24 protein-coding genes, 1 pseudogene and 1 riboswitch are annotated in these 24,986 nt (G+C 36.1%); of the genes and pseudogenes, 13 read left to right on the top strand and 12 right to left on the bottom strand.

Features of this window, described 5'->3' with window-relative positions; translation table 11 throughout:
• Positions 1-35 precede the first annotated feature (35 nt).
• The 3 genes from spoIIM to ACERII_RS01940 all read right to left on the bottom strand — a co-directional run bounded on the left by spoIIM (position 36) and on the right by ACERII_RS01940 (position 2,511).
• Positions 36-680: a stage II sporulation protein M gene (gene spoIIM, locus ACERII_RS01950; RefSeq protein WP_373639750.1), complete on the bottom strand. Its 645-nt coding sequence runs from the start codon at positions 678-680 to the stop codon at positions 36-38.
• A gap of 88 nt (positions 681-768) precedes the next feature.
• Positions 769-1,959, bottom strand: a complete 1,191-nt coding sequence (locus ACERII_RS01945) for an endonuclease Q family protein (RefSeq protein WP_373639749.1) — start codon at positions 1,957-1,959, stop codon at positions 769-771.
• 15 nt (positions 1,960-1,974) lie between these two features.
• On the bottom strand, positions 1,975-2,511 hold the full coding sequence (locus tag ACERII_RS01940; RefSeq protein ID WP_373639748.1) for an NUDIX domain-containing protein: 537 nt from the start codon (positions 2,509-2,511) through the stop codon (positions 1,975-1,977).
• A gap of 64 nt (positions 2,512-2,575) precedes the next feature.
• Between ACERII_RS01940 and mciZ the strand changes: the two are divergent.
• Positions 2,576-2,644 (top strand): annotated as a pseudogene (gene mciZ / locus ACERII_RS01935) (Z-ring formation inhibitor MciZ); the annotation flags it as partial.
• A gap of 29 nt (positions 2,645-2,673) precedes the next feature.
• On the opposite strand, the gene ACERII_RS01930 reads toward mciZ, so the two are convergent.
• Positions 2,674-3,771 carry a DUF3866 family protein gene (locus ACERII_RS01930; RefSeq protein ID WP_373639747.1) on the bottom strand — a complete coding sequence of 366 codons (1,098 nt, stop codon included), beginning with the start codon at positions 3,769-3,771 and terminating at the stop codon, positions 2,674-2,676.
• 121 nt (positions 3,772-3,892) lie between these two features.
• Here ACERII_RS01930 and ACERII_RS01925 point away from each other — a divergent pair, with 121 nt between their 5' ends.
• The 4 genes from ACERII_RS01925 to ACERII_RS01910 all read left to right on the top strand — a co-directional run bounded on the left by ACERII_RS01925 (position 3,893) and on the right by ACERII_RS01910 (position 8,004).
• On the top strand, positions 3,893-4,807 hold the full coding sequence (locus tag ACERII_RS01925; protein WP_373639746.1) for an aldo/keto reductase: 915 nt from the start codon (positions 3,893-3,895) through the stop codon (positions 4,805-4,807).
• 130 nt (positions 4,808-4,937) lie between these two features.
• Entirely contained in the window at positions 4,938-5,771 is an 834-nt protein-coding gene (locus tag ACERII_RS01920) for an undecaprenyl-diphosphate phosphatase (protein ID WP_373639745.1), read from the top strand.
• Positions 5,772-5,960: 189 nt separating this feature from the next.
• Complete coding sequence (locus ACERII_RS01915; protein WP_373639744.1) at positions 5,961-7,001, top strand: permease; 1,041 nt, start codon at positions 5,961-5,963, stop codon at positions 6,999-7,001.
• A 19-nt stretch (positions 7,002-7,020) separates the two neighbouring features.
• Complete coding sequence (locus ACERII_RS01910; RefSeq protein WP_373639743.1) at positions 7,021-8,004, top strand: TIGR03943 family putative permease subunit; 984 nt, start codon at positions 7,021-7,023, stop codon at positions 8,002-8,004.
• 206 nt (positions 8,005-8,210) lie between these two features.
• Here the strand turns inward: ACERII_RS01910 and ACERII_RS01905 are convergent, their stop codons facing one another.
• A complete protein-coding gene (locus ACERII_RS01905; protein ID WP_373639742.1) occupies positions 8,211-8,738 on the bottom strand; it encodes a PTS sugar transporter subunit IIA in 528 nt (175 codons plus the stop codon).
• A 239-nt stretch (positions 8,739-8,977) separates the two neighbouring features.
• A riboswitch (purine riboswitch) is annotated at positions 8,978-9,079 on the top strand.
• 157 nt (positions 9,080-9,236) lie between these two features.
• Between ACERII_RS01905 and ACERII_RS01900 the strand changes: the two genes are divergently transcribed.
• Both ACERII_RS01900 and ACERII_RS01895 read left to right on the top strand, forming a co-directional pair.
• On the top strand, positions 9,237-9,839 hold the full coding sequence (locus tag ACERII_RS01900; RefSeq protein ID WP_373639741.1) for a xanthine phosphoribosyltransferase: 603 nt from the start codon (positions 9,237-9,239) through the stop codon (positions 9,837-9,839).
• A gap of 67 nt (positions 9,840-9,906) precedes the next feature.
• A complete protein-coding gene (locus ACERII_RS01895; RefSeq protein WP_373639740.1) occupies positions 9,907-11,424 on the top strand; it encodes an NCS2 family permease in 1,518 nt (505 codons plus the stop codon).
• Between the two features lie 48 nt (positions 11,425-11,472).
• On the opposite strand, the gene ACERII_RS01890 is transcribed toward ACERII_RS01895, so the two are convergent.
• The 4 genes from ACERII_RS01890 to ACERII_RS01875 all read right to left on the bottom strand — a co-directional run bounded on the left by ACERII_RS01890 (position 11,473) and on the right by ACERII_RS01875 (position 15,608).
• Positions 11,473-12,216: an SDR family oxidoreductase gene (locus ACERII_RS01890; RefSeq protein ID WP_373639739.1), complete on the bottom strand. Its 744-nt coding sequence runs from the start codon at positions 12,214-12,216 to the stop codon at positions 11,473-11,475.
• Between the two features lie 128 nt (positions 12,217-12,344).
• The gene (asnB, locus tag ACERII_RS01885; RefSeq protein ID WP_373639738.1) at positions 12,345-14,192 is read right to left on the bottom strand and encodes an asparagine synthase (glutamine-hydrolyzing); all 1,848 of its coding nucleotides are present in this window, start codon (positions 14,190-14,192) and stop codon (positions 12,345-12,347) included.
• Positions 14,193-14,617: 425 nt separating this feature from the next.
• Positions 14,618-15,097 (bottom strand): low molecular weight protein-tyrosine-phosphatase, encoded by a 480-nt coding sequence (locus ACERII_RS01880; RefSeq protein ID WP_373639737.1) that lies wholly within the window; start codon positions 15,095-15,097, stop codon positions 14,618-14,620.
• Between the two features lie 223 nt (positions 15,098-15,320).
• A complete protein-coding gene (locus ACERII_RS01875) occupies positions 15,321-15,608 on the bottom strand; it encodes a hypothetical protein (protein ID WP_373639736.1) in 288 nt (95 codons plus the stop codon).
• Between the two features lie 226 nt (positions 15,609-15,834).
• Here ACERII_RS01875 and ACERII_RS01870 point away from each other — a divergent pair, with 226 nt between their 5' ends.
• Positions 15,835-16,188: a YolD-like family protein gene (locus ACERII_RS01870; RefSeq protein ID WP_373639735.1), complete on the top strand. Its 354-nt coding sequence runs from the start codon at positions 15,835-15,837 to the stop codon at positions 16,186-16,188.
• A 71-nt stretch (positions 16,189-16,259) separates the two neighbouring features.
• Here the strand turns inward: ACERII_RS01870 and ACERII_RS01865 are convergent, their stop codons facing one another.
• Both ACERII_RS01865 and ACERII_RS01860 read right to left on the bottom strand, forming a co-directional pair.
• Complete coding sequence (locus ACERII_RS01865) at positions 16,260-17,549, bottom strand: Y-family DNA polymerase (RefSeq protein ID WP_373639734.1); 1,290 nt, start codon at positions 17,547-17,549, stop codon at positions 16,260-16,262.
• 167 nt (positions 17,550-17,716) lie between these two features.
• Positions 17,717-18,556, bottom strand: coding sequence for an MBL fold metallo-hydrolase (locus ACERII_RS01860; protein WP_373639919.1), 840 nt, complete (start codon positions 18,554-18,556; stop codon positions 17,717-17,719).
• A 239-nt stretch (positions 18,557-18,795) separates the two neighbouring features.
• Here ACERII_RS01860 and ACERII_RS01855 point away from each other — a divergent pair, with 239 nt between their 5' ends.
• Entirely contained in the window at positions 18,796-19,995 is a 1,200-nt protein-coding gene (locus tag ACERII_RS01855; RefSeq protein WP_373639732.1) for a cystathionine gamma-synthase family protein, read from the top strand.
• Positions 19,996-20,079: 84 nt separating this feature from the next.
• On the opposite strand, the gene ACERII_RS01850 is transcribed toward ACERII_RS01855, so the two are convergent.
• The gene (locus ACERII_RS01850; protein ID WP_373639918.1) at positions 20,080-20,868 is read right to left on the bottom strand and encodes an SDR family NAD(P)-dependent oxidoreductase; all 789 of its coding nucleotides are present in this window, start codon (positions 20,866-20,868) and stop codon (positions 20,080-20,082) included.
• 223 nt (positions 20,869-21,091) lie between these two features.
• Between ACERII_RS01850 and proC the strand changes: the two genes are divergently transcribed.
• The 4 genes from proC (at position 21,092) to ACERII_RS01830 (ending at position 24,913) form a co-directional block, all read left to right on the top strand.
• Positions 21,092-21,952: a pyrroline-5-carboxylate reductase gene (gene proC, locus ACERII_RS01845; protein WP_373639731.1), complete on the top strand. Its 861-nt coding sequence runs from the start codon at positions 21,092-21,094 to the stop codon at positions 21,950-21,952.
• Between the two features lie 152 nt (positions 21,953-22,104).
• Positions 22,105-23,418, top strand: a complete 1,314-nt coding sequence (locus ACERII_RS01840; protein WP_373639730.1) for a phytoene desaturase family protein — start codon at positions 22,105-22,107, stop codon at positions 23,416-23,418.
• 240 nt (positions 23,419-23,658) lie between these two features.
• Positions 23,659-24,468 (top strand): ion transporter, encoded by an 810-nt coding sequence (locus tag ACERII_RS01835; protein ID WP_373639729.1) that lies wholly within the window; start codon positions 23,659-23,661, stop codon positions 24,466-24,468.
• 148 nt (positions 24,469-24,616) lie between these two features.
• A complete protein-coding gene (locus ACERII_RS01830) occupies positions 24,617-24,913 on the top strand; it encodes a MerR family transcriptional regulator (RefSeq protein ID WP_373639728.1) in 297 nt (98 codons plus the stop codon).
• Positions 24,914-24,986: the final 73 nt, after the last annotated feature.

Genomic DNA, 24,986 nt, shown 5'->3' with positions numbered 1-24,986 from the left:
ATCATCTAATAGTTATTATATTTATAAACAATAACTTACGAACTTATCCATTGAAACACCAATTTCATAACTGCAGGAGAAACATAAGCCTCGTAGGCAGAAACAATAACTACGAATACACTAACGAACACTAAAAATATAGCATAGGATAGAAAATATTGAGCGATAGGCTCGTATCCTCTCCTAGTAATTTGTCTCCAGATCTTAATGGAAAAAGCAGTAGCTACCGTGGTAATAATGATAAAAATAGGAATTAGTATGATATTTTGTGGAAGGATAGAAGAGAAAGCTAGTAAAAATCCATCAAAACCCATTTGGTTTACTAGAAATCCAACTGTAAATCCCACAACTAACCCTTTGATAAATAAAAGGATAAATATGATTGGTAAACCTATGACAGACAAACCAAGTAACCACATAATCCCAATATATTTACTATAATGGGAGAGACTTTGTGAAAACATTGCTGATGAACTTGCAAACTCTCCTTGTTCTACTTGTCCAAAAAACAATGATAGATATGCATACAAATCATTTTTCTGCGAAAAGCTAAGACTATTAACGATAATTGCCCCAAAAATAACTCCCATTATAAGTAATACAGTTGTAAACATATAGATGGACCGATGTTCTTCAACATGATCCATAATAGTTCTCTGCACAACACCCATACGCTTCATAGAGCACTCGCCTCATTTCTAATTTCTGCTTCTATCAAAGCCTATGAATCTATGAAGAAAACTATGACAATTACCTACTAGATTTGTTTCATTTTATTTTTCCATATGTTCCTCCTCCCCCTTCTTCAATGAGGAGTTTTCCACTTCTTGCTTTGATGATCAGTAAAGCTATTTTTATTGGTACAATGTTTACTAGTTCCTCTAGTTCTAGCTCGTGCACAATTTCCATTTCCGTATGGGACTGTAAAAGCTTCTGTAATGTCTTAGGACCAACTCCTGGGATAAATTGTAAAGGAACATGATGTATATATGGAGGGCGTTTCTCTTCCGCCTCTATTCGGGCACATAAGGTTTTTTGCGCTGCGGAAAGCTCCTGTATCCTTTCATATACACCTTTTACTATTTTCTCCCTATGCTCATGTAGACAATATCCATCATCCACCTTTGTGTTGCAAACTCTACATACAGTTTGGTGATATTTTCCTAATCGAGGGTCTAGTCCAATATTTTTCACAATTCTTCTTCCGTTTTCGTTTTTCAATGCCTTCCCCATCTCTACAAAGGTAGGTTTAGCTAACTGAACTACTTGATGTTCTCTCGCTATTTTTGAAGTAGAGTGGGCATCAGAGTTTGAAATAAATGTATAAGGATTCAATTCTATCAGTTTTCCCGCCAATGTCGTATCTGCGCTTAGACCTAATTCAATAGCATCAATAAGTGAAGGATCAAAGACCTCTTGAAGAGAAACTTCAACACCTTTTCCATATAAACTTTTAAAAGGGGTAAATACATGGGCTGGAATGAACCACCCTCCCATTTTTTTCACAACTTGCTGTAAATTCTTTCCCGTAACATAGATTCGTTGAGAGCTTAAATGAATGTTTTTCATTTTCCCACTACACCAACGTGAAAAATAACGCATACTCTCTATTGTTGGAAGAAAACAAAGGACATGAATAGGACCTTGTGAAAATTCATCATACACCTCAAGTTCTGCCCCCAATAGTATGGTTACTTTGTCTTTATACCGAATTCCTCCATCCTTATATTCATGTGCATCCCCACAAATTACACTTTCTTCCAATTCATCTAAAACTTCAGGGGATTGGGCATCAATAACCCCTAACATATCCATTCCTTTTCTTAATACAGACTCTTCCATAATATTCGGTAAAGTTAATTGATTCGAAGCGGTTATTTTTACAGGTCTATTCGTTCTCGTACGACCTATATGTATATGTAGATCTACATAATACGAAGATAATTTCCCTTGTAACACGTAAGCTCACCTATCTTATTTATTTCTTAGTTGTAGATATTGCACAGCAATTATTGTTTTTGCATCATGAATTACTTTCTCTTTTATCAATTGTTCTGCTTCCGCTAGAGTGACCTCGATACGTTCAACGAATTCATCTTCATCGGTATTGACTACTCCTTCCCCTAAATCCTCTGCTAAAAATAAATAAATAAGTTCATCTGCGAATCCAGGACTAGTATAAAAAGATGCTAATTCAGTCCACTTTTGTGCTATCGTACCTGTTTCTTCTTCAAGTTCTCTTTTTGCACATTCTAAAGGATTTTCTCCCTTTTCAAGTTTTCCTGCTGGAATTTCAGCTATCACTTTTTCTAAAGGCTTTCTATATTGATTTACAAGAATCAGTTTGTTTTCTTTTGTAATTGGTATAACTGCTACTGCACCTGGATGGTTTACAATTTCTCGTTTACTGCTTTCTCCATTTGGCAAGGTTACATCGTGAATGGAAAGGTCAATAATTCTCCCTTTATAAATCGATTGTGTTTTCGTTGTTTTTTCAATAAAATTCTCCATTGTTACTTCCTCCAGTTCTGTATTTCTACCTTTTAACATATGGATAAGCATATCATATGAGGAGGTGTTTCAGGTGAAAAGTTATCATAGAAATAATGGCATAATCCTTGCAGGAAAGGCATGGGAAATTCGCGAATTTTTAAAACAAAAAGTTAAACAATATCATACATTACAAGAATGGGTATCCTCGGATAGATACCAATACACAGCTGCCGCAACTCCTAAAAAGAAAAGAGGATCTTTATCAATTGTTCGCCCCATGGATGTCAAAGGAAATGGTGATAGCTGCTGAACTTGATCTAATAGAGGTAATAGTTTTTGCTCAGCTACTTTTTTTATACTAACATTTTCAATGGTTTCTAAATACAAAAGGCTAGTCTCTATCCATTTGTTAGAATAGTCTCCACTAGGAAGTGGTAGGATGCTTTTTGTTAAGGTTAGTTCCGTAAGCGGGGTTATTGTGTGATGACTTATCCCCTGATGTCTTTCCCGCTCATCAGCCCCAGAAAGTCGAGGAATCCAAATGGGAGTTCCACCTAATGCCCCAATCATATTGGCCCAGTTACCTTGAGATAAGCTACTAAACCCGTACCGGGTACTGCTGCCGACTATTCCTGGTCCTAGTGTTATAAGAATTATTCCCTCTTCGTGTGTTTCATGGAAATATTGTAAGGCAGTTACTATATTTATTGATTCCTTTTGAGCTCCAAATGCTTGACCTGTAGAAATGGATTCGAACTTATCCATTTCTTGTAAATACGTAAGGTGCTTACTCATTGCTAAAGGTAACGAAGCCTCATCACTTAAAACTACTAGTAACGGTATATTAACTTCTTGTGATTGTAAGATAAACCATACAATAGGCAACATACTATGTAATTCACACAGTAAAACTTTTCTTCCCTGAAGATCTAATTTTTGATGAAACATTTGATGAGTTCTACTTTCAGGAGATTCTATTGTTAGACTACTGTGCTGATCTCCCAAATACCTAGCTTTCATAATATGTCCATCTTCGTCTTCCTTTTTTTTATCTAAGAGAGGTTTATCAATCACATTTCTGACAATATCCCAACCACCCGTTCCTAACTGTAACTTCGTTGCCGTTGTGTTCACAACAATCCAGTCACCTGATTGAACATCAGAATGAAGAGTACGATATAAAATAGCCTTACCGCTTCCTCCACTCGTTTTTAGACGAAGGATGGTTGATGTCCGCTCTAATACTTCTAGTACTTGTACTTTCTCCTCTGTTAACATAAGAATCACCTCCGTTATGAAACTATATTCGAAAGTCATGTTCGTCATAACTAAGCAATAGAAAGTTTGTGTTATGCTTGCTATGATGGACATATATCTTAATAAATGAGGTGTTATTAACATGAAGAAAAACAAATTAGGTCATTCGGAACTTTACGTATCAGAGATTGGTTTTGGTTGTATGTCATTAACTGGAGATCAACAAACGAACGAGAGACTCCTTCACGAAGCTATCTCAAACGGTGTGAACTTCTTCGATACAGCCGATCTCTATGATAAAGGGATGAATGAAATTTCAGTTGGAAAAGCGTTAAAAGGAAAGCGGTCAGACATTCTCCTTGCATCTAAAGGAGGAAACGAATGGACGGAAGGAAAGGATGGGTGGAACTGGAATCCTACAAAATCCTATCTAAAAACTGCTGTAGAGAAGTCGTTACACCGACTACAAACTGATTATTTGGATCTATATCAATTACATGGTGGTACAATGGAAGACCCTATAGAGGAAACAATAGAAGCTTTTGATGAATTAGTGAAAGAAGGAAAAATTCGTTATTATGGAATATCTTCGATTCGACCGAACGTAATAAAAACATATTTAGAAAAATCCAATATAACAAGCATAATGATGCAATTTAGTTTATTAGACCGCAGGCCAGAAGAATGGTTCTCTGTCATTGAGGAAAAAAATGTATCTATAATTGCTAGAGGACCTGTTGCAAAGGGATTACTTACTGATAATTATGATAAAAAATTATCAGAACAGGGGTACTTAACCTATTCTGGTGAAGACTTAAAAATGACACTTCAACAACTAAGAAACTTTGCTAATACGAATGAACTCACTCTACAAGAATTAGCACTTCGTTACTCCTTAGATCATTCTGTTGTAGCAACCGTCATTCCAGGCGCAAGTCAGGTAGATCAGGTAAAAGAAAATATCATAGCCTCCACTAAGCCTGCTTTGACAGAAGATACAAAAAAGCAATTGCAGATGATGACAAAAGAGTGGAAATACGAGCAGCATAGAGATTAAAAAGGTATGTTTAACTCAGGCTAACTTTTTATACCACTTCACAAGAATTTTTGATAGAATGAATAGCAGTGCATTAATACTTTAGAAAAACTCCTAAGTTATAATGCATACATAAGAAAGGAAGATCTTCATGACTTTATTGGAAGCAATTATTTTTGGAATTGTACAAGGTATCACCGAGTTTTTACCTATTTCTAGTACAGCACATATTGTCATTACGCAGATGATATTTGGCTATTCTTTTCCAGGACTCTCTTTTGAAATATTTCTTCATCTAGCTTCTGTATTTGCTGTTATAATTTACTTTAGGCGTGACCTTGTAGATATAATCGTGGGTTTTTTTCGATATATTGGAAAACGGCGTTCTGATGATAAATCACAGTTTTACTTCGGAATATACATTTTAGTTGCCACAGCAATAACAGGTATATTAGGTAAAATATTATCGGACGTTGGATCTGATTCCATTAAAACTCCAACGTTTATTGCCGGGGCTCTTATTGTAACAGGTATATCGTTAATCTTTATTGAACGTTTCCATAAAACAGGAAACAAAACAGAAAGTACAATGACATTTTGGGATTCCATTTTAGTAGGTTTAGGCCAAACACTAGCAGTTATTCCAGGGATTTCAAGATCCGGCGCTACATTAGTAGTTGCGTTACTCGCTGGTTTACAACGAGAAACTGCAGTGAGATATTCTTTTTTATTAGCAATACCTGTCATTTTAGGTTCTACTGTCTTAGCAATTGGGGATTTTTCATCAGAAATGGTTCAATACGTAGGTGCGCTCAATTTGATAGTAGCATTTGTTGTTACGTTTACCTTCTCGTTACTAGGTATTATTTGGTTAATTAGCTTTTTAAAGAAAAGTAAATTGATTTATTTTGCGATCTATTGCTTCGTTGTAGCTTTCTTAGTGTTCAGCTTCATTGATCCAGATACTGTGATGGATATTAAATAAAAGACAAAAAGTGTAATGGCAGGGTGAAAAACTCTACCATTACACTTTTTTCATTTTTGTAACAATTTTTTCCGTTACATTTACGACACCCTATATTTTTGGTAAACTTAGAAACGGTATTCAAAATTGCTAGTTTACTATTCATAAATAAATCTAGATAATAATAGATTCATAATAGGAGAAAACAACATGAAAAAATCAAAAAGCTTTATTGGAAAAGATCTACTAGGATTTGGTCTATTGTTGTTATTCCTTATCCTATTTCTTGTAAGTGATCGTTTAAACGACAATGAAACATTGAATAATTTACCTGGGGATTGGATTAACGTTAATACGATCTTCTTAAGTATTGTATTAGAGGCAATTCCATTTATACTGTTAGGTGTATTCGTTTCCTCCCTAATCCAAGTATATGTTTCAGAGGAAACCATACAAAAATTCTTGCCTAAAAATGCAATTTTAGCATTAGTGCCTGCAGCCATGTTAGGTTCAATTTTACCATTATGTGAGTGTGCTATCGTTCCAGTAGTGAGGCGTCTTATAAAAAAAGGAATGCCACTTCATGTAGGAGTAGTATTTTTAGTTGCCGCACCTATCCTTAATCCAATTGTATTTGCATCTACCTATTTCGCATTCCGAAGCGAACCTACGAATGTCATTTTATACTCTCGAATGGGACTTGCTTTTGTATTGTCTATTATCATTGGTGGAATTCTTTACGCAATTTTCAGAAACAATAGTGAACAGTTACGAAGTTCCGTACCTACGGCTCACGTTCATGACCATCATCACCATCAACTAAATGATAAGAAACCAACATTGACTGCTAGATTAAAAGAAACTTTATATCATGCAGTTGATGAATTCTTTATGATGGGTAAATATTTAATTATGGGAGCATTTATTGCAGCCCTTTTCCAAACATTCCTAGATCGATCTATTTTAGAGGCAATTGGAACGAACCCATATTCTTCCACACTAGTTATGATGACATTCGCGTATTTACTATCTTTATGTTCAGAAGCCGATGCCTTTGTAGCAGCTTCGTTCGGTAGTCAATTCACAGATATGTCAAAAGTAGCATTCTTAACATATGGACCTATGCTAGACTTAAAAAATACGTTTATGCTGTTTGCTTTCTTTAAAGCTAGATTTGTCATCATCTTTATGATTACTGTTACTATCATTGTATTTACAGCAGTAATGGTACTTTTCGGAGTAATATTATAATATACGAGGAGGTTCCCTTATGAAAAAACCATACGATCACTCTTTTCACGCATATATAAAAGGGATTATATTAATAGGCTTTGCTTTACTTATGTTAGCACTCGTCATTTCTGGTAACCTCGTTTATTATATTGCACCAACGATGTATCCATTTATTTACTTTGCTATGACTACCTTTTTCATACTTGGTATCATTCAAATTTTTCGCAGTACTTCAAAAAACGATGACGAACATGAGCAACATTGCAACTGTGATCATGATCATCAAATACGTGGACCAAAACTAGTGAAACTAGGTATTTATAGCATTTTTATTTTACCAATATTGCTAGGTTTTGTTCTTCCTGACCGAATGTTAAATAGTGACTTTGCTAAAAATAGAGGAATTCAGTATGGTTCAGGGATAGTTACTGTTCAAGCAGAAGGAAATTCAAATGAAGTTGAGCAAGAAGTTTCAGAAAGTAGCACATCAAGAGCGGATGCATACCTTGAAGACCCTGAGGGGTATTTTGAATATCAGGATGCTCAACTGTATGCAGATAACGATATTGAGCATTATCAATTTGAAGAATTATATGACCAAGATTGGTTCGATGCTTTTTATGAGGAATTTGCAAATGAATTAGAACAACAGGATGTTATTACCGTAACAGAAGAAAATTATTTAGACGTAATGACTGTGCTTGATTTGTATTTAGATCGATTCATTGGGAAAGAAATTGAAATTATTGGATTTGTATTTCGTGAAGATGACTTTAACGACAATGAACTAGTAATTGCTCGTTTTTCCATGACGTGTTGTACGGCTGACGCTGGGGTATATGGAACACTAGTTGAATCAAATGATGCATCCCAGTTTGAAGGAGATACTTGGGTTTATGCTAGTGGGATTATAAAGAAAGGTCAGTATCATGAGTTTCAAATTCCTGTTATTACTGACAGTTACTTACGAGAGGTTGAAGAGCCTACCACTCCATATGTATATCCAAGTTATAATTGGTAATTAGAAAAGCGCAAGGCACCCTTTCAGGACCGAAATGCAAATGTTCTGGACGATAAAAAGTGCTTTTTACTTTTAAACGGTTAGGCTATTTGCACGAGCCGATGGCGTCTGGAGCTAGACACCTTTCAAAGTCTAAAAATTTATATTTTATCTTTTAAAAAAAGGATGTCAATATGAGAATTCTCTTTTTGACATCCTCTTTCTTATTATTTTGTAACAACAGTCATAATGGCCGTTTCACCAGCAACCGCTGAAATGTTTTTTTCTTTCACAAGTGACTCCACGGCATCAACGTTTGTGATAATGATAGGAGTTATAGTACTCGTAGCTTTTTCTTCAATTAAACGGATATCAAATTCAATTAATTTATCGCCTTGTGCCACCTTATCACCTTCCTTCACAAAAGCTTGAAACCCCTCTCCCTTCATACTCACGGTTTCTAGTCCAATGTGAATCAATAACTCAATACCATTTACAGTCTTTAATCCTAACGCGTGCTTTGTTGGGAAAACTTGAATGATTTCTCCATATGTGGGTGCTACAACAGTAGTTCCTTTTGGCTTTACAGCAACACCGTCTCCCAACATTTTCTGAGAAAATGTTGGATCTGGAACTTCTGAAAGAGATACAATATCACCAGTAATCGGTGACATTAATACGTCTTTTCCAGTTGCTTCAGGCATATTCACTGCGGACTTCCCCTTCTTATCAAACCCAAATAATTTTTTTAGCATCGCGATCACTCTCCGAAACTTGTATATACATCTCCTTCTAATGTACTATATATCCCTTAACATGTAAAATAAGGACCGAAAATTACGTAAGATATAAAGATACAAACATGGGAAAACAAGGAAAATACGAACGTTATACAAAATCATAAAATTTAAGTTCGTAAAACATATTCCCTCTAGTCTTTTTCTGTGCTATAATCAATATCGTCCTATAACAATAGACAAATTACGACTCAATTCGTAAATAATTTAATAGAACTCGTATAACTGTGAGGATATGGCTCACGAGTCTCTACCAAATGACCGGAAATCATTTGACTACGAGTGAAGGATCGAAAGTTTGAATAGATAGAAATCTATTAATCTATTCCCTTTTTCCGTTTGTACAAAACTCTGGTTCATCCCTTCACTTGTATTTTTAAGTGAAGGATGGATCAGAGTTTTTCTTTGTTTCATCCTATTATTTTAATATAACTTCTGTTAAGGAGGAAAATGAAAATGAAATTATTAGAAAATTATATTCAACAATTTGGAACAGTACTATCCGATGGTGTTTTGAAAGTGGATACCTTCCTAAATCATGGTATCGATCCTAAATTAATGGTGGAAATCGGAAAAGAATTTGCCGAGCGCTTCAAAAAAGATAATGTTACAAAAATAGTTACATTAGAGTCATCTGGAATTGCTCCCGCACTTATGACCGCTTTATCACTAGATTGCGAGATAGTTTTTGCTAGAAAACGAAAATCTCTAACTATGATTGACCATCTATATAGTGCAAACGTCTATTCTTTTACAAAACAGCAAAGTAGTGAAATATCCATTTCGAAAGATTTGATATCTGGATCAGACAATATATTAATTATTGATGATTTTCTTGCAAATGGCCAAGCTGCTTTAGGCCTAATTGATATTGTAAATCAATCAGGTGCATCCGTTGCAGGAATTGGAATTGTTATTGAAAAGTCTTTCCAACCAGGAAGAGAAAACTTAGAAAAAAATGGGTATCGTGTAGAATCGTTAGCAAGGATTTCATCCCTTGAAGAGAATAAGGTCTCCTTTGTACAAGATACAACGGAGAATTATACATTTAAACATTGATTACTATTAATTTTTTCAAAAACCAATAAATATTAATAGGTACTTTACCTAAAAGGAGAAACATACTATGTCTGAAAAAACTGTTCACTATCCTTGGTTCAAAAAAGAAGATACGGATGCATTCTTTGCTCTTTTCCAAAACAATTTAGCTAATTTCGTAATTATAACTGTTACAATGTTAGGATTAGGTTTCCCTGCAAGTATTGTATTCGGTAAGGTTATTCCAGGAGCTGCTGTAGCCGTAATCTTCGGAAACCTTTATTATGCTTGGATGGCAAATCGATTAGCGAAAAAGGAAAATAGAGCAAATGTTACAGCTCTATCTTATGGAATTAGTACTCCAGTGATGTTTATCTTCTTGTTCGGGGTATTAGTACCTGCAAATGTATTTACTGAAGACCCTGAATTAGCCTGGAGAATTGCTTTAGCTGCAGCATTTATAAGCGGTTTAATTGAAGTATTAGCTAGTTTTACTGGAAAGTGGATTCAACGTAACTTACCTAGAGCAGCTATGCTTGGTGCTCTTGCAGGGGTTGCACTAGCATTTATTGCTGGAGAGATGTTATTCAAAACGTTAGAAATGCCAATTGTTGGTCTATTTGTTTTAGCTGTCATTTTAGTAGGTATTGTTGGAAAAATATCTTTACCATTTAAAATTCCCGCTTCCTTATTTGCTATTGTTATTGGAACAATATTAGCTTTTGGACTGGGATATGCCGATGTAGCTGCTATTGGTGAAGGATTTAGTAATCTTGGTTTCTATCCACTACTACCGTCATTAGCTGTGTTTGAAGGCTTTACGTATTTATTTGGTGCAATGATCGCACTATTAGCTGTCATCTTACCTATTACTATTTATAACGCTGTGGAAACAATGAACAATGTAGAAGCAATGTCTGCAGAAGGTGATTCCTATGATGTTCGTGAATGTCAAGCTGTTGACGGTGTTGGTACGATGTTAGGAGCAGTGTTTGGTGGTATGTTCCCAACTACCGTTTATATTGCTTCTGTAGGATCTAAATACATGGGGGCTGGTCGTGGATATAGTATTTTAAATGCTGTAGTCTTCTTCTTTGCTGCAATGTTTGGTGTTATTGCTGCTTTATCTGCAATTATCCCGGTTGCGGTTGTTGCACCAATATTAGTATACGTAGGTACCTCTATGGTCGCTTCTGCGTTCTCAACAAATGATAAGAAGTATTATATTGCTGTTGCTATTGCCATGCTTCCATATTTCGCAAACTATTTAATGACTCGATTTAATGGAAACAATCCGGAAATGATTGCAAATCTGTCATCAGGTATTGTTCCGCTAGGACAAGGTGCCATGTTTACTGCAATACTATTAGGGGCAATCACTGTATTTATCATCGATCAACAATTCCATAAAGCAGCCATTTTTTCTCTTGTTGCTGCGTTTTTAAGCTTTGTAGGATTAATGCATGCTCCTTCGTTACAATTCGGAGCTGCTACAGAATATGCTATTGGCTACACCTTAATTGCTTTATTCTTCGGAGCTTATTGGTTGAAAGATGTAAAAGTAGCACAGGAAGAGAAAACAAAAGACAGTGCAGAAGCAGCATAATTGCATTGTAGAGGGCGACCCAAGTTTTACCTGTAGGTCGCTCTCTTTTTAATGTTTATAAATCATTTTCCTAGTCATTCCACCATCAATAACAAGATTTTCTCCTGATATAAAATCATTTTCAGGGTCTGACAAGAAAAAACATGCTCGCACAATATCCTCGGGATTCCCTACCCGTTTGGAAAAATGTTGTTCATGATCCGCATTACGAAGTTCTTCATATTTCCCTGTTTCAATCCATCCAGGACTTATAGAGTTTACTCGTATCTTCTTATCTGTAAAACTTGCGGCTAATGCGTGAGTCAGGGCAACAATACCACCTTTTGACGCAGCATATGCTTCTGAATGTGGCTCGGACATGATTGCACGTGTAGATGCGATATTTACAATAGCACCTCTATTTTCTAACAAGCTAGAACAATATTTGGAGAACAAAAATACACTCGTTACATTGGTATGGAGAATTCTTTCCCATTCCTCAAATTCTAATTTGTCTATGGAGGTAAATTTGGAAATTCCCGCATTATTTATTAATACATGGAGTTCATTCTGCTCTTTTTTAATGATATCCACTATTTTTTTAACATCATTATCTTTAGAGACGTCTCCCTTTAGAAATGTTACCCTTTTCCCTTTCGCTCTCCATTTGCTTTGAAGCTTCGCCCCATTTTTTTCATCGATATCAACTATGTATACAATACTATCAGATTTTGCGTACCCTTCGGCGATCGCTTTACCAATTCCATTTGCTGCACCGGTTACTAAAATCACTTTGTCTTTCCATTTATCCATCTGGCTTCACCTCATACAGTAGTTTCCTAACTATACCCTTATAGATACTTCATACCTATAAACAATCATACAGAAAATCTAAGAAAAAAACCAAGACTCCCCTACTCTAGGAATCTTGGTGTATTTTTTTACTCTTTTACATTTATATTATACTCTGTCAACCACGTATGAACTTGAATTAAATGTGCGATTAATTGCGGTCCCGTCATTAACTGACCAAAGTAAGGTCTTTTAAACGATTCACCCTTTGTCTCCACAAGTTGTTGCAAAGCATTTTTATCAAAAAACTCAAATAAGGGAGAATCTCCTTTATCAATGATTTCTTTTAAACCGTTCGTGACAAGTTTTGTATAAACAGGATGGTGTGTTTTAGGGTATGGGCTCTTTTTACGATATAGCACTTCATCAGGTAAAATCCCTTCTAATGCTTTTCTCAAAATGCCTTTTTCTCTACCTTCATGCATTTTCATATCCCATGGGATATTCCAAACATATTCTACTAAGCGGTGGTCAGCAAATGGAACTCGAACTTCCAAACTAGCAGCCATACTCATACGATCTTTCCTGTCAAGTAATGTTGTCATAAACCAAATCATATTTACATAAAACATCTCACGTCGCTTTTTATCAATTCCGGTTTCTCCATCAAGAGTAGGAACTTCTGATAACGTTTCTTCGTACCTCATTTTTACATAATCAGATAATTGAAGGCGGTCCTTCCATTTTGGTACCAACATGGATTGACGCTCTGAAACCGAGCTCATCCATGGAAAGATTGGCTGATTCATCATATCTTCATCATGGAACCATGGGTATCCTCCAAAGATTTCGTCCGCGCATTCTCCCGATAGTCCTACCGTAACATCCTTTTTAATTTCTTCGCAGAACCAAAGCAGTGAAGAATCAATATCAGCCATACCAGGAAGGTCTCTTGATCTCACCGCATTTATCAAGTAATCATATAGATCGTTATTTGTGATTACACACGGATGGTGTTCTGTTTGAAATTGTGTACGCATTTTTTCTATCCAATGTCCGTCAGAATTCGGTTGGAATTTACTTGCCTTAAAATACTGATCATTTTCTTCATAATCGATGGAATATGTTTTTAACATTCCTCTATCTTTCTTTTCAAAATAATCCGATGCTACTGCTGTTATGGCACTAGAGTCTACTCCGCCAGAAAGAAATGTACAAACTGGTACATCAGCAACCAACTGTCTTTGAACAGTATCTATAAACAGTGATCTTACTGTTTCTGCAGTTTCTTCTAACGAATCAGTATGCACCTTGCTTTCCACTTGCCAGTAACGTCTCATTTCTATTCCATCATTAGATACTCGCATCCAATGAGCTGGGCGTAGCTCCTCCATCCCTTCGTAAACTCCATGGCCTGGAGTTCTTGAAGGACTCAGTCCGAAAACCTCGCGTAACCCATCCTCACTTATCTCTGCTTTTACTTCAGGGTGTTCTAAAATTGCCTTCATCTCTGAACCAAATAACAAGCCTTCGCCATGCTTATAAAAAAATAGTGGTTTCACTCCTAATCTATCTCTAACTAAAAACACTTGGTCCTTTTCTTCATCCCAAATAGCAAAGGCATAAATGCCGTTTAATTTATCTACACAAGCTTCTCGCCAGTGAATGTAGGAAACAAGAAGTACTTCGGTATCAGAATGTGATTGAAATGTATATCCTTTTTGAAGTAATTCTTGCCTTATATCCTCTGTATTATAGAGTTCTCCGTTATAGCAAATCGTATATTTCTTTCCATCGTGTTCTCGCGTCATTGGTTGACCTCCACCTTTTGGGTCAACTACTATGAGTCTAGCGTGCCCGAAGGCTACTTTATTTTCCATCCAAATATTTTCCATATCTGGACCTCTTCGGTTGAGTGTTTTGGCCATGTTTTCAATCGTTGTATGTTCATTTTTTAAAGGGCGATGGAAATCTACCCAACCAGTGATTCCGCACATGGACGAATCCCTCTTTTCATTAAAATTTCCTTCCTGTATTTCTCCTCTTTACCATGCTATTCACAAGCGTTTGTCCTATGTGCCTATGTTTACGCTTTCAATTAGAAAAACATTTTTGTTACGTTTTAGTAGGTCTCCCCTGAAAATACGTAATCTCAATTGGTGGTTAACTTATCTAGTATTCCTAATATTGTTGGTTTCTATTCCATTCACTACTGCCCACTCCCTTTCCTGTGGGCAACGGCGTCATGTCGCCATCCTGGCTCCCGTCGCTACGGTGTCTCGCCCGTACTGAGTTCGTGAACCTCCGCTCATTCCATATAAAGTGAAGAGCCTTTAGAATAAAACTAAAAAGACCAACTCTGTGTGAATTGGTCTTATGATGATATTATTTGTATACCGAACCAGGTGTAAATTCATATTCCTTACTTAACTTTTTTGTTTTCAAGAATATGTACGAATAGTTTTTCGCATGCGTCGTTTATTAAGTCGTATACTTCATCAAAATTGCCAGTGAAATATGGGTCTGGTACATCTGCAACAGCTTTTTCAGGAGTGAAGTCTAATAGGCGTGATATCTCTCCTGTTTCTGTTGTGCCTTTTACTTTTAGTTTATCTATATTTCCAATATTGGAGGCATCCATTCCAATAATAAAATCATAATCTGTTAAATCTTTTGACTTTACTTGTCTCGCTGTAATTCCTGTATGTTTAACATTGTTTCGGTCTAAAATCGCTATTGTTCCTTCATGAGGTGGATTACCAATATGCCAATCTCCAGTACCAGCGGAATCAACTTCAATTTCAGTCTCTAAACCTGCTTTCTTTACCTTGTCACGAAAAATTGCTTCTGCCATTGGGGAACGACAAATATTTCCTAAACACACAAATAAAACTCTAATCACAACTCTCTCTCCTTTAGCACATGTAAACTGTTCTATTTATTATAGCTTATCACTTCATGAAATACACCATTTCCTAATTATACTTTTCATATAAAAGAACAAATTTACCTTCAACTTGACGATCCCTCCTGATCGTTAAGTGAATAGAAATTTATACTTCCTTATCATAAAAAAAAGACTATAGTATTGGTTCCTTGACCATACCACAGTCTCCCTTTTACTTCTATCTGCTTTTTAATAAGTCACTATAATTTTTTCTAATATTTTCTAAAATTTCATCCACAGATGAATATTTTTCCCCTACTTCGAAGGTTTTATAATTTGTTAAGGAATCCTCAGAGCAACCTACTAAAATTTGTACAACTTCTTCTGGCTCACATTCTACTTGCTCCACGTTGTTTCCTTCACAATGACAATCAATATTGTCAAATCGTTCGTACACAACAACTACATTCTCTTTCATCTCTTCTATCATCAGTTCCCTTGTTTCCACTAAGTCTTTAACAATCATGGCCAGCGCCCCTTTTTGTCATTAATTCCGTGTGAGAATTTCTCTGTCACACTTTTTATTACAGCACTAATACTACACTGTATCCGACACTATTGGGTAAAGAAATTGTGACTATTATTTTACATTTTCGTAAAAAACATAGCTATTATTACCACCTTGTTTTTTATCGTATATTCGTGTTATTATAAGAACGTACGTTCCTATACTTTGAAGTGAGGTGACACGAGTGAATCGTGATCGTGGTGCAATAAAATGGACATCCATGATGCTCCCAGAACATGTACATCAATTAAAGAAATTAGCCGAAAACCATCAAAAAAAGAGGAAGCCATCAATCGACAGTCAACTTCTTGATGAGTGGAGTAGACTATTATCCGAAGCGTACCATCAAGAGATTAGTCTTTCCATTACAACAATATCAAATGGAATAGAGAATTGTTTTACTGGATTTATTCAACGAATTAATCAACTCCAACGGACTATAACAATAGAAGACATGTATCATTCAGAAAGAACGACGCTCCAGTTAAGCGATATTACAAATATTACTGTAGATATAGATACTGAAGATGAGTATTAAATCAAATAACACGGAGGCTTTTCATTGCCTTAAAGGCTGTGTTAAAGGAAAAAACGACCTTTGACACAGCCTTATTTTTTATGTCCACCCACTAGAGTATTTCTGTGTCTTGCGGTACCACCTTCTGCATAGGAAACAGCTCGTAATATAGCATTTGCTCCGTGTTTTCTTCGAATAGCATCCATTACATATCCAAGCGCTCGTTGCTTTGGACGAGTTTCATTAAACAAATTAAGCTGCATGCAATCATCGCCATATATATTAGCGAGAGCTACAGAAATTCGTCGTACAACGTTTCCGTCGTAATGTTGATCAAAAAGTTGTAAGCATGCTTCATACATTTCTATTGTAATGTTTGTTGGTTCTTCAATAGTAAGTTGACGAGAAAAACCACCATTAGTTGCAGACTTACTATAACCGATACCGAGACATATTGTTTGTCCTGCCCGTTTTTCTTTTCTTGCTCTCGCCGCTACCTCTTCACACATCTCTAAAATAACTCGCTTTATCTTCACTTCATCGTCATAGTCTTGGAACAGAATTTGGCTTTTCCCATAACTGATTTGCCCGCTTAAAATGGGAGCTCCAACTTCTGAAAAATCAATTCCCCATGCATGATAATATAACTGGTTTCCCATGACACCAAACGTCTTCTCCAAACTATGTAAAGGATAATTGGCTAACTGCCCTATAGAGAAAATCCCCATTCGATGTAGACGTTTCTCCACCCTTGAACCTATCCCCCACATTTTTTGCAATGGAGTAACCGACCACAACTTTGTTTTCACATCCTCATAGGTCCATTTTGCTATGCTGGACCCTGTCTTTTTTGCGTCCAAATCAAGACAAACCTTTGATAACAACATGTTAGGACCTATACCAATTGCACAAGAAAGCCCAAAACGTTTATATAAGTCATCTTGAATTTTCTTGGCTAACTCCCATTCATTTCCCCAGAGACGCTCGGTTCCTCGAATGTCTAAAAAGCTTTCGTCTACACTATACGTATGAATTGCATGTAACGGAACATATTGATGAAACAATTCTGTCACTTGCACAGAAACATTTAAATACGTAGCCATTGTAGCATTTACTAGCGTAATTCTTGGGTCATTTGGAACTTCAAAAAGACGATTACCTGTTTTAATGCCAAAATCTTTTTTCAATGCGGGAGTTGCTGCTAAGATGACACTTCCTTGGCGATTTTTATCCCCTACTACCGCTAAATGACATGTCAGTGGATTCAGTCCTAAGGAGACAGCTGCACAGCTTGCATAAAAGCTTTTCATATCAATACATAAAATCGTACGTTTTGGTATCGTATCATAATTCTCTTCCACCCTTACCCCTCCACAGAACATTTGTTCCCTTGTAAGGATATTATATGCAAACAGTTTTCGTTTATCAACTGGAAGTATATTACTTCCCTAATTTTTTGTTCGTTTGGATCAGACTAAGAAGTGTAAATCGCTTGGAATTTATATTATAAAGAAAGGCGCACCAAATGATACACCCTCTCTTCTACTTTTTAATGTTTTCTTTTATTAACGTATTTCCCATAATCAGGGATGGCAATATCCTCAAAATTCGTCACGAGCTTTTCTAGGCTCTCCGTTAACAACTCTCCTGTCATCGGTAAACCATGTCCAGTTACAGCAGTGTCTGGATACAACGATTGAAGTGTTTTTACAGATTCCCACGCCCTGTTCCAATCAGCAGTTAAATACCTTGGAGGTCCACTTATCTCCTGTTGTTGCGTCACTACTTTATAAAGTGACTCTTGTTTTACAGTAACAAATGCATCACCAGCAATAAGGGCTCGATCTTCTTCCCGGAATAGAGAAACATGACCGGGTGTATGACCCGGAGTATGAATCCACTTCCACCCCATCATATAGGGAACAGACTGATCCTTAGGGAGGGCCTTTACATGCATACTTATATTGATAGGTTCGTTCGGAAATAGAGGGGATATTTTTGCAACTAGCCCCCCTTCTACGGTAGGGTCTGGCTCTGGATACTTCCTTGCACCTGTTAAAAAAGGAAGTTCTTCCTCGTGTGCGTATACAGGAACTTCCCAATGATCTATTAACTCTATGATTGCCCCAACATGATCAAAATGGCCATGCGTTAAAATGATAGCACTAGGTTTACTTTTTTCTCCGAAGCGATCTTCTGTCATCTTAATAATTTCTTCGGCAGATCTAGGCATACCCGCATCCACTAAAACAAAGTTATTTTTGTCACCTACTAAGCAAATGTTTACAATCTGTACCGTATAGCTGTATATGTTAGGAGCTACCTCTATACCTACTCCACTGCCTACGGATGTGGCAGGTATAAACTTATAATCCCTTCCATAATTCATGTTATTAATATTCTCCATGGGAATCCTCTTTTCAAGTTAAATAGTAAAAATATAATTCTATTTTTCCGAAAAGTGCAACCTCTTATACCCTTGGCTATTCTAATTCATCATACTGTCTGACTAAATGAAAAAAACTTCATACAGTTTGGTGAATGGATTATTTCATTAAACATAGTAGGGTATTAGTAACATTATCTCCATTAGGATTTTTACAACTGAAACCAAGGGAGTGAAAGTGAATGAGTAAAAAAGAACATGCAAATATAGGAACTCGTTCCGTTTGGTCTGGTGAAAAAGAATACCTCGTTCACGGTGCAACTCAAGTTCCTGTCGTTCATAGTGTATCTTTTGGTTATGACGATATAGATGAATGGTATGAAGTAGCAGTTGGAAATAAGCAGGGACATATATATGGACGAAATACAAACCCAACTGTTCAAGCATTTGAAGACAAAGTAAAAGATTTAGAAGGAGCAATAGCAGCAACGAGTTTTTCCACAGGAATGGCAGCAATAAGTAATGCATTATCCACTATTTTGGTACCAGGAGATCGTATCGTATCTATCAAAGACACATACGGAGGTACAAATAAAATCTTTTCAGAGTTTCTACCAAAATTAAATATTGATGTTGCCTTATGTGAGACTGGAAATCATGAGGAAATAGAGGAAGAAGTAAAAAAAGGGTGTAAAATTCTTTACATTGAGACACCTACAAATCCCACAGTAAAAATTACCGATATTAAACGAATGGTGAAAGTAGCCAAAAACAACCGGGCATTGATTTATGTAGATAATACGTTTGCAACCCCTATTTTACAAAACCCTCTTGAGCTTGGGGCAGATTTAGTTATTCACAGTGCTACAAAGTTTCTTGGTGGTCACGCAGATGCACTTGGTGGTGTCGTATGTAGTAATGATAAAGAGCTTGTAGAAAAAATATATCATTATCGGGAAATAAATGGAGCTAGTCTTGATCCCATGGCAGCATATTTATTACTGAGAGGAATGAAAACCCTCCATTTGCGAATAAAACAACAATGCGTGAACGCCTTGACAATCGCCCGTTATTTGCAAGATCACGATAAAATAGAAGATGTTTTCTATCCTGGCTTAGAAACACACACAAACCATCATATAGCAAAAGATCAAATGAAAGACTTCGGTGGCATGTTAAGTTTCGCTTTAAAAGGTGGTTTACAATCAGTAAGAGAGTTTCTGCCAAAATTAAAATATGCAAATAAAGCTGCTAATCTTGGAGCTGTTGAAACGACAGTGGGGCCAGCTCGCACCACAAGCCATGTAGAAAACACTCCAGAAGAAAGAGCTACATTAGGAATACCAGAAGGACTAGTAAGGTACTCCGCTGGAATAGAGAATGTAGAGGATTTATTAGAAGATTTAGAGCAAGCATTAAGTTATATCACACACACAGATTAATATTAGCATCTTGCCCTAGTTCTGTGTGTCTTGGATCAACACTTTATTCGTTCCCCAAAGGTAGTGCTCGCCTTTGGGGGTGCCCTATTTTTTTCGAAGTTGAGATCCTGCTAATTTCTCCACCAACCCTGGAAATAGTTGGTATATTTTTGTTCCGATATTCATCCAACCTGGGAGGTTTACTTCCCGTTTTGGCTTTTGGATAAGTTCCACCGTTTTTAACGCGACACGTTCAGGTGTCAGCATATAGCGTTGCACACTTTTTTCATATTCTCCTGATTTATCCGCAGTCGCAAAGAAACTAGTACGTACAGGACCTGGATTTACAACACTAACATTGATATTTGTACCTTGAAGCTCCATTCTCAGGCTGTTGGCATATCCCAATATAGCATGCTTTGTTGCTGAATATGCACTAGATTTTGGAGTGGCTAGCTTACCCGCTTGAGATGCAATATAAATAATATGTCCAGAACGCTGTTCCATCATATGAGATAGTATCATTTGCGTACATACTATACTACCGAACACATTCACGTGAAACATATTCTTCACCGACTCCATCGTTGATTCATGAGCCAAGTCAAAATGTGCAAATCCAGCATTATTAATTAGCACATCGATTCGTTCTACATCGGATAATATGTGTTGAAAAACTTCTTTTACCGCTTCTTCATCCGAGACATCTAGTTTATAAGTAAAAGGAGTAATCCCTGTTTCGTCCTGTATACTTTCCGCAATTTTTTTTAACTTTTCAAAAGAACGAGCTAGCATGATAGGCGTAGCTCCTTTTTTCGCTACCTCAAAACTTATCTTCTCACCGATGCCACTAGAGGCACCGGTAATAATCACATTCAAACCATCCCAATTCACAGTCACACACTCACCCTTTCAAAATTCACTGATCATCATTATTTCCATTATACTTAACGATCACAACTACGTCGATTTTTCCATTTTTCTGATGATTTAGAAAAAAACTATTGACAGAACCGGGGAACACTTTCATAATAAGGAACATTTACTACTGTTACATTCCATCGTAACGATGAAAAATCAATTTAGCTTAAAGCACAGAAAGGTAGGAATATAGAAAATGAAACACAACATTACTTTTATTGGAGCAGGAGCCATGGCTGAATCACTAATAAGTGGTTGGTTAAAGAAAGAGTATTTAGACAAGAAGCAAATTACTGTAACAAATCGATCCAATGATCGGCGTTTACAAGAGTTAACACAATATTATGGAATAAAGTCTTCTCGCTCTGCTGAGGAATTAATTTCACCGAATACCGTTGTCATTTTAGCGTGTAAGCCAAAAGATTGGAAGAGTGCCCTTGAGCCTTATATTTCCTCTCTTACAAAGGATACACCGGTCGTATCAGTTATGGCTGGGGTAACAATAGAATCTATACAAGAACTATTAGCAAATGAGGATATTCCAGTAATTCGAACTATGCCTAATACCTCTGCTACTGTTGGCGCTTCTATGACAACTATCTCTTTTGGTATTACAGTGACTGATAATATAAAACAAGTCATTAATTACATTTTTAAGGGTGTTGGCGAAACAGCGATTGTTCCAGAAGAACAAATGGATGCAATGACTGCATTAACGGGAACAGGACCAGCATATATTTATTACTTAATGGAAGCAATGGAAATGGCAGCCGAACAAATGGGAATTGATCGCACATTAGCGAAAACACTTGTATCTCAAACACTTCTGGGGGCAAGTTTACGAGTACAAGAAAGTAAAGATGAACCAGCTCAGTTATACAAACAAATTATGAGCCCAGGAGGAACTACGGAAGCAGGATTTAATGTACTTAAGGAAAATGAAGTACAACAATCAATTATTGCTTGTATTCATCGAGCCTGGGAGCGTTCCGTTGAATTAGGTGGCCAAACAGATGGCAGAAAAGCACAGCAGATTTCCAAATTGTTTGAACGTTAAACTATTATAGATACTGTCTATAAATAATCATACCTTTTCTTTAATGATATAATAAGCTATAATTAAACCAATATTTCAATAGTGTTTATTGATTTAATTATCATTATTAGTACGTAATAATTGTTCTTGTACCTAATTTAGGAGGTATGAATATGAAGAAAAGCCAATACGACGTTGTCATCGTCGGAGGTGGCTTAGCTGGCTTATCTGCTGCGGCTTACCTTTCTCACCATGGGAAAAAAGTTGCTGTTATTGAACGTGGTAAGCTTGGTGGTCGCGCCATGACTATAAATATGAAGGGATTTCAATTTAACTTCGGAGCTCATGCTATTTACGGTCGGGATCAATCTCACCTAACATTGATGGAAAAAGAGTTAGGATTAAAACTGTATTGGTCAGACTTTACACAAATGAAGGCAAAATATGACCTAGGAGACGAAGTATCCGTTGTTCCTTCTAATATAGGTGGTTTATTACAAACAAAACTATTAAAAGGAATGGATAAATTCCGTTTTGCTTACCATATTTTATTTACAACACTTGGTTTTGAAAAAGGGGACCCAAATATCTCAATCCAACAATGGTTAGATAAGAAAAAAGTGAGTCCTGCGGTAAAAGAAATGATGCTAAATTTAGCATCCTCCAATTTTTTTACAGGAGAACCCGAAAAAATACCATCGGATGTATTCTTTGGATATTACAGACGATTATTTAAAACGAATATACCTGTAAGCTATATTCAAGGTGGATGGGAAAAACTAATTGCCGAGTTTGTTAGAGTAATTGAAGGAAATGGTGGAGAAATCATTGCCAAAACAAAGGTAACAAGTTTACTAACGGATGGAAAAAAAGTAAAAGAAGTTTATACAAAGAAAATGAAGTACACTGCTGAAGACTTTATATTTGCTATTCCACCAGAAGAGCTTGAAATATTGTTTGAACATAGTCCTATTGAAAAAGATTTGCAGGGGTACTCTTCTTACGAACCAACTTATGTAATGTTTTATGATATTGGTTTAAAGAAGCGAATTGATTCCCCTTATACGTATATTTTTGACCGAGACAGGCAAATATTCATCTCTGATATATCTTATTATGATATGGAAGCTGCACCACCAGGAGGACAATTACTTCAAGCGGTTGCATATTTGAAATCAAAGGATATTCATGACCCTTATGCTCATAATCGTATTAAGCAAGAAATTGAAGCTTTTTATGATAAACATTTTGAAGGTTGGAGAAAACAGCTAGTTGTTCCTAGAGTTTCGAAAGTAGCAGTTGTTCAAGCAATTAAATGGACCATGCACCAAAGAGGCTTACCAACTACATTTTCCAAATTGCCTAATTCCCATTTTGCTGGAGATTGGTGTCAAGGTGAAGGTCAGTTATCTGAGCTATCTTTTTCAAGTTCCTATTCTGTTTGTCAACGCATATTAAAAAAACAAGCAGAACAAAAAGGCGCTTAATTAGAGCTAAATGAATATAATAGAAGAACATGGCTTATCCTCAACTTAATGGCGAAATCCTATCTTTTACTTATATACTATTGCTTACGCAAAATTAAGTCATACCCCCTCCTACTTAAAAAGCTGGAGGGTTTTTACTTTTTCTTATGTATTACTTTCTAGTAGAATAATAAATGGACAAGCTACACAACTAAAACTATTAAAATAGCATATTCAAACAATTACACGGAGGAAAATAATATGACAAAAAATCCTGAATATCCTTCTTGGAAACAAAAGCTTCAATTTATCGTGGAACATAAGTATTTTTCTCGGTTTATTATTATTCTCATTATGTTTAATGCCATTATCGTTGGAATCGAAACATACCCCAGTATTTACCAGGACAATCAGATGCTTTTTTTTAGAATAGATGTAACACTGCTATGGATTTTTTCTATTGAGATTATGATAAGGTTATTAGCTGCTCCCAATTTAAGAGCTTTTTTTAGTAATGGATGGAATTGGTTTGATGTACTCATTGTCTCAGCAGGACACATTTTTGCTGGAGCACATTTTGTAACTGTATTACGTATTCTTCGGGTTCTTCGTGTTTTTAGAGCCATCTCTGTAATACCCTCTTTACGACGCTTAGTGGATGCATTATTAATGACTATTCCCGCACTAGGAAACATCATGTTACTAATGTCCATTGTTTTTTACATTTTCGCTGTAACTGGTACCATGCTGTTCCGTGAGGTAGCACCTGAATACTTTGGTTCTTTGCAACTCTCATTACTTACCTTATTCCAAGTAGTTACTTTGGAGTCATGGGCAAGTGCAGTCATGCGACCAATCTTTGAAATCCTTCCTTGGTCTTGGATTTATTTTGTAGCCTTTGTTCTCGTAGGTACATTCGTCGTTTTTAACCTATTTATTGGTGTGATAGTTAATAATGTGGAAAAAACAGAAGAGGCCGATAAAGAGATAAAGGATACACACAATGAAGTGTTAGAATTACGTAAAGAGTTGAGTGAGATTAAAGTGTTGTTAGAAAAACAACTTAAATAAGAAAATCTCTCTCACCTCCCTTCTTTCTGTATATTTTATATAATTCGAAATAATCTTACGTGAGAAAATCTAACAAAATCCCCACAAAGAAAATAGGTTCGTGATATAGTATCAATAAATAAATTTAGAAAGAAGGAAGGGATTTCCTTTGTCATCATATAAAGAAAAAAAAGTGATTAGTATTGGTATTACTAGTGAATTGACCGGTCTTTCAGAACGACAAATTCGATACTATGAGGAGAGAAAATTAGTCTTTCCAGAACGAAGTAAGGGCGGAACGAGAAAGTATTCGTTCCATGATGTAGAAAGACTAGTGGAAATTGCAAACAAAATTGAAGATGGTATGCAAACTTTTGAAATTAGACGTGAAGAAATGAAGCAAGCAGATATCCGTGAGAAAATGCTACGAGGTCAGTTAAATGCAGCATTTAGAATGCGCAAATAAGAAAAACACCAAGTAAAAATTGGTGTTTTTTTATTTTATTCTATTTTTACTCATTAGCTATCCTTCATTAGAC

Source organism: Evansella sp. AB-rgal1 (genome assembly GCF_041820985.1).
Taxonomy (GTDB): domain Bacteria; phylum Bacillota; class Bacilli; order Bacillales; family Salisediminibacteriaceae; genus Evansella.
This window is presented reverse-complemented; position numbering and strand designations above follow the sequence as displayed.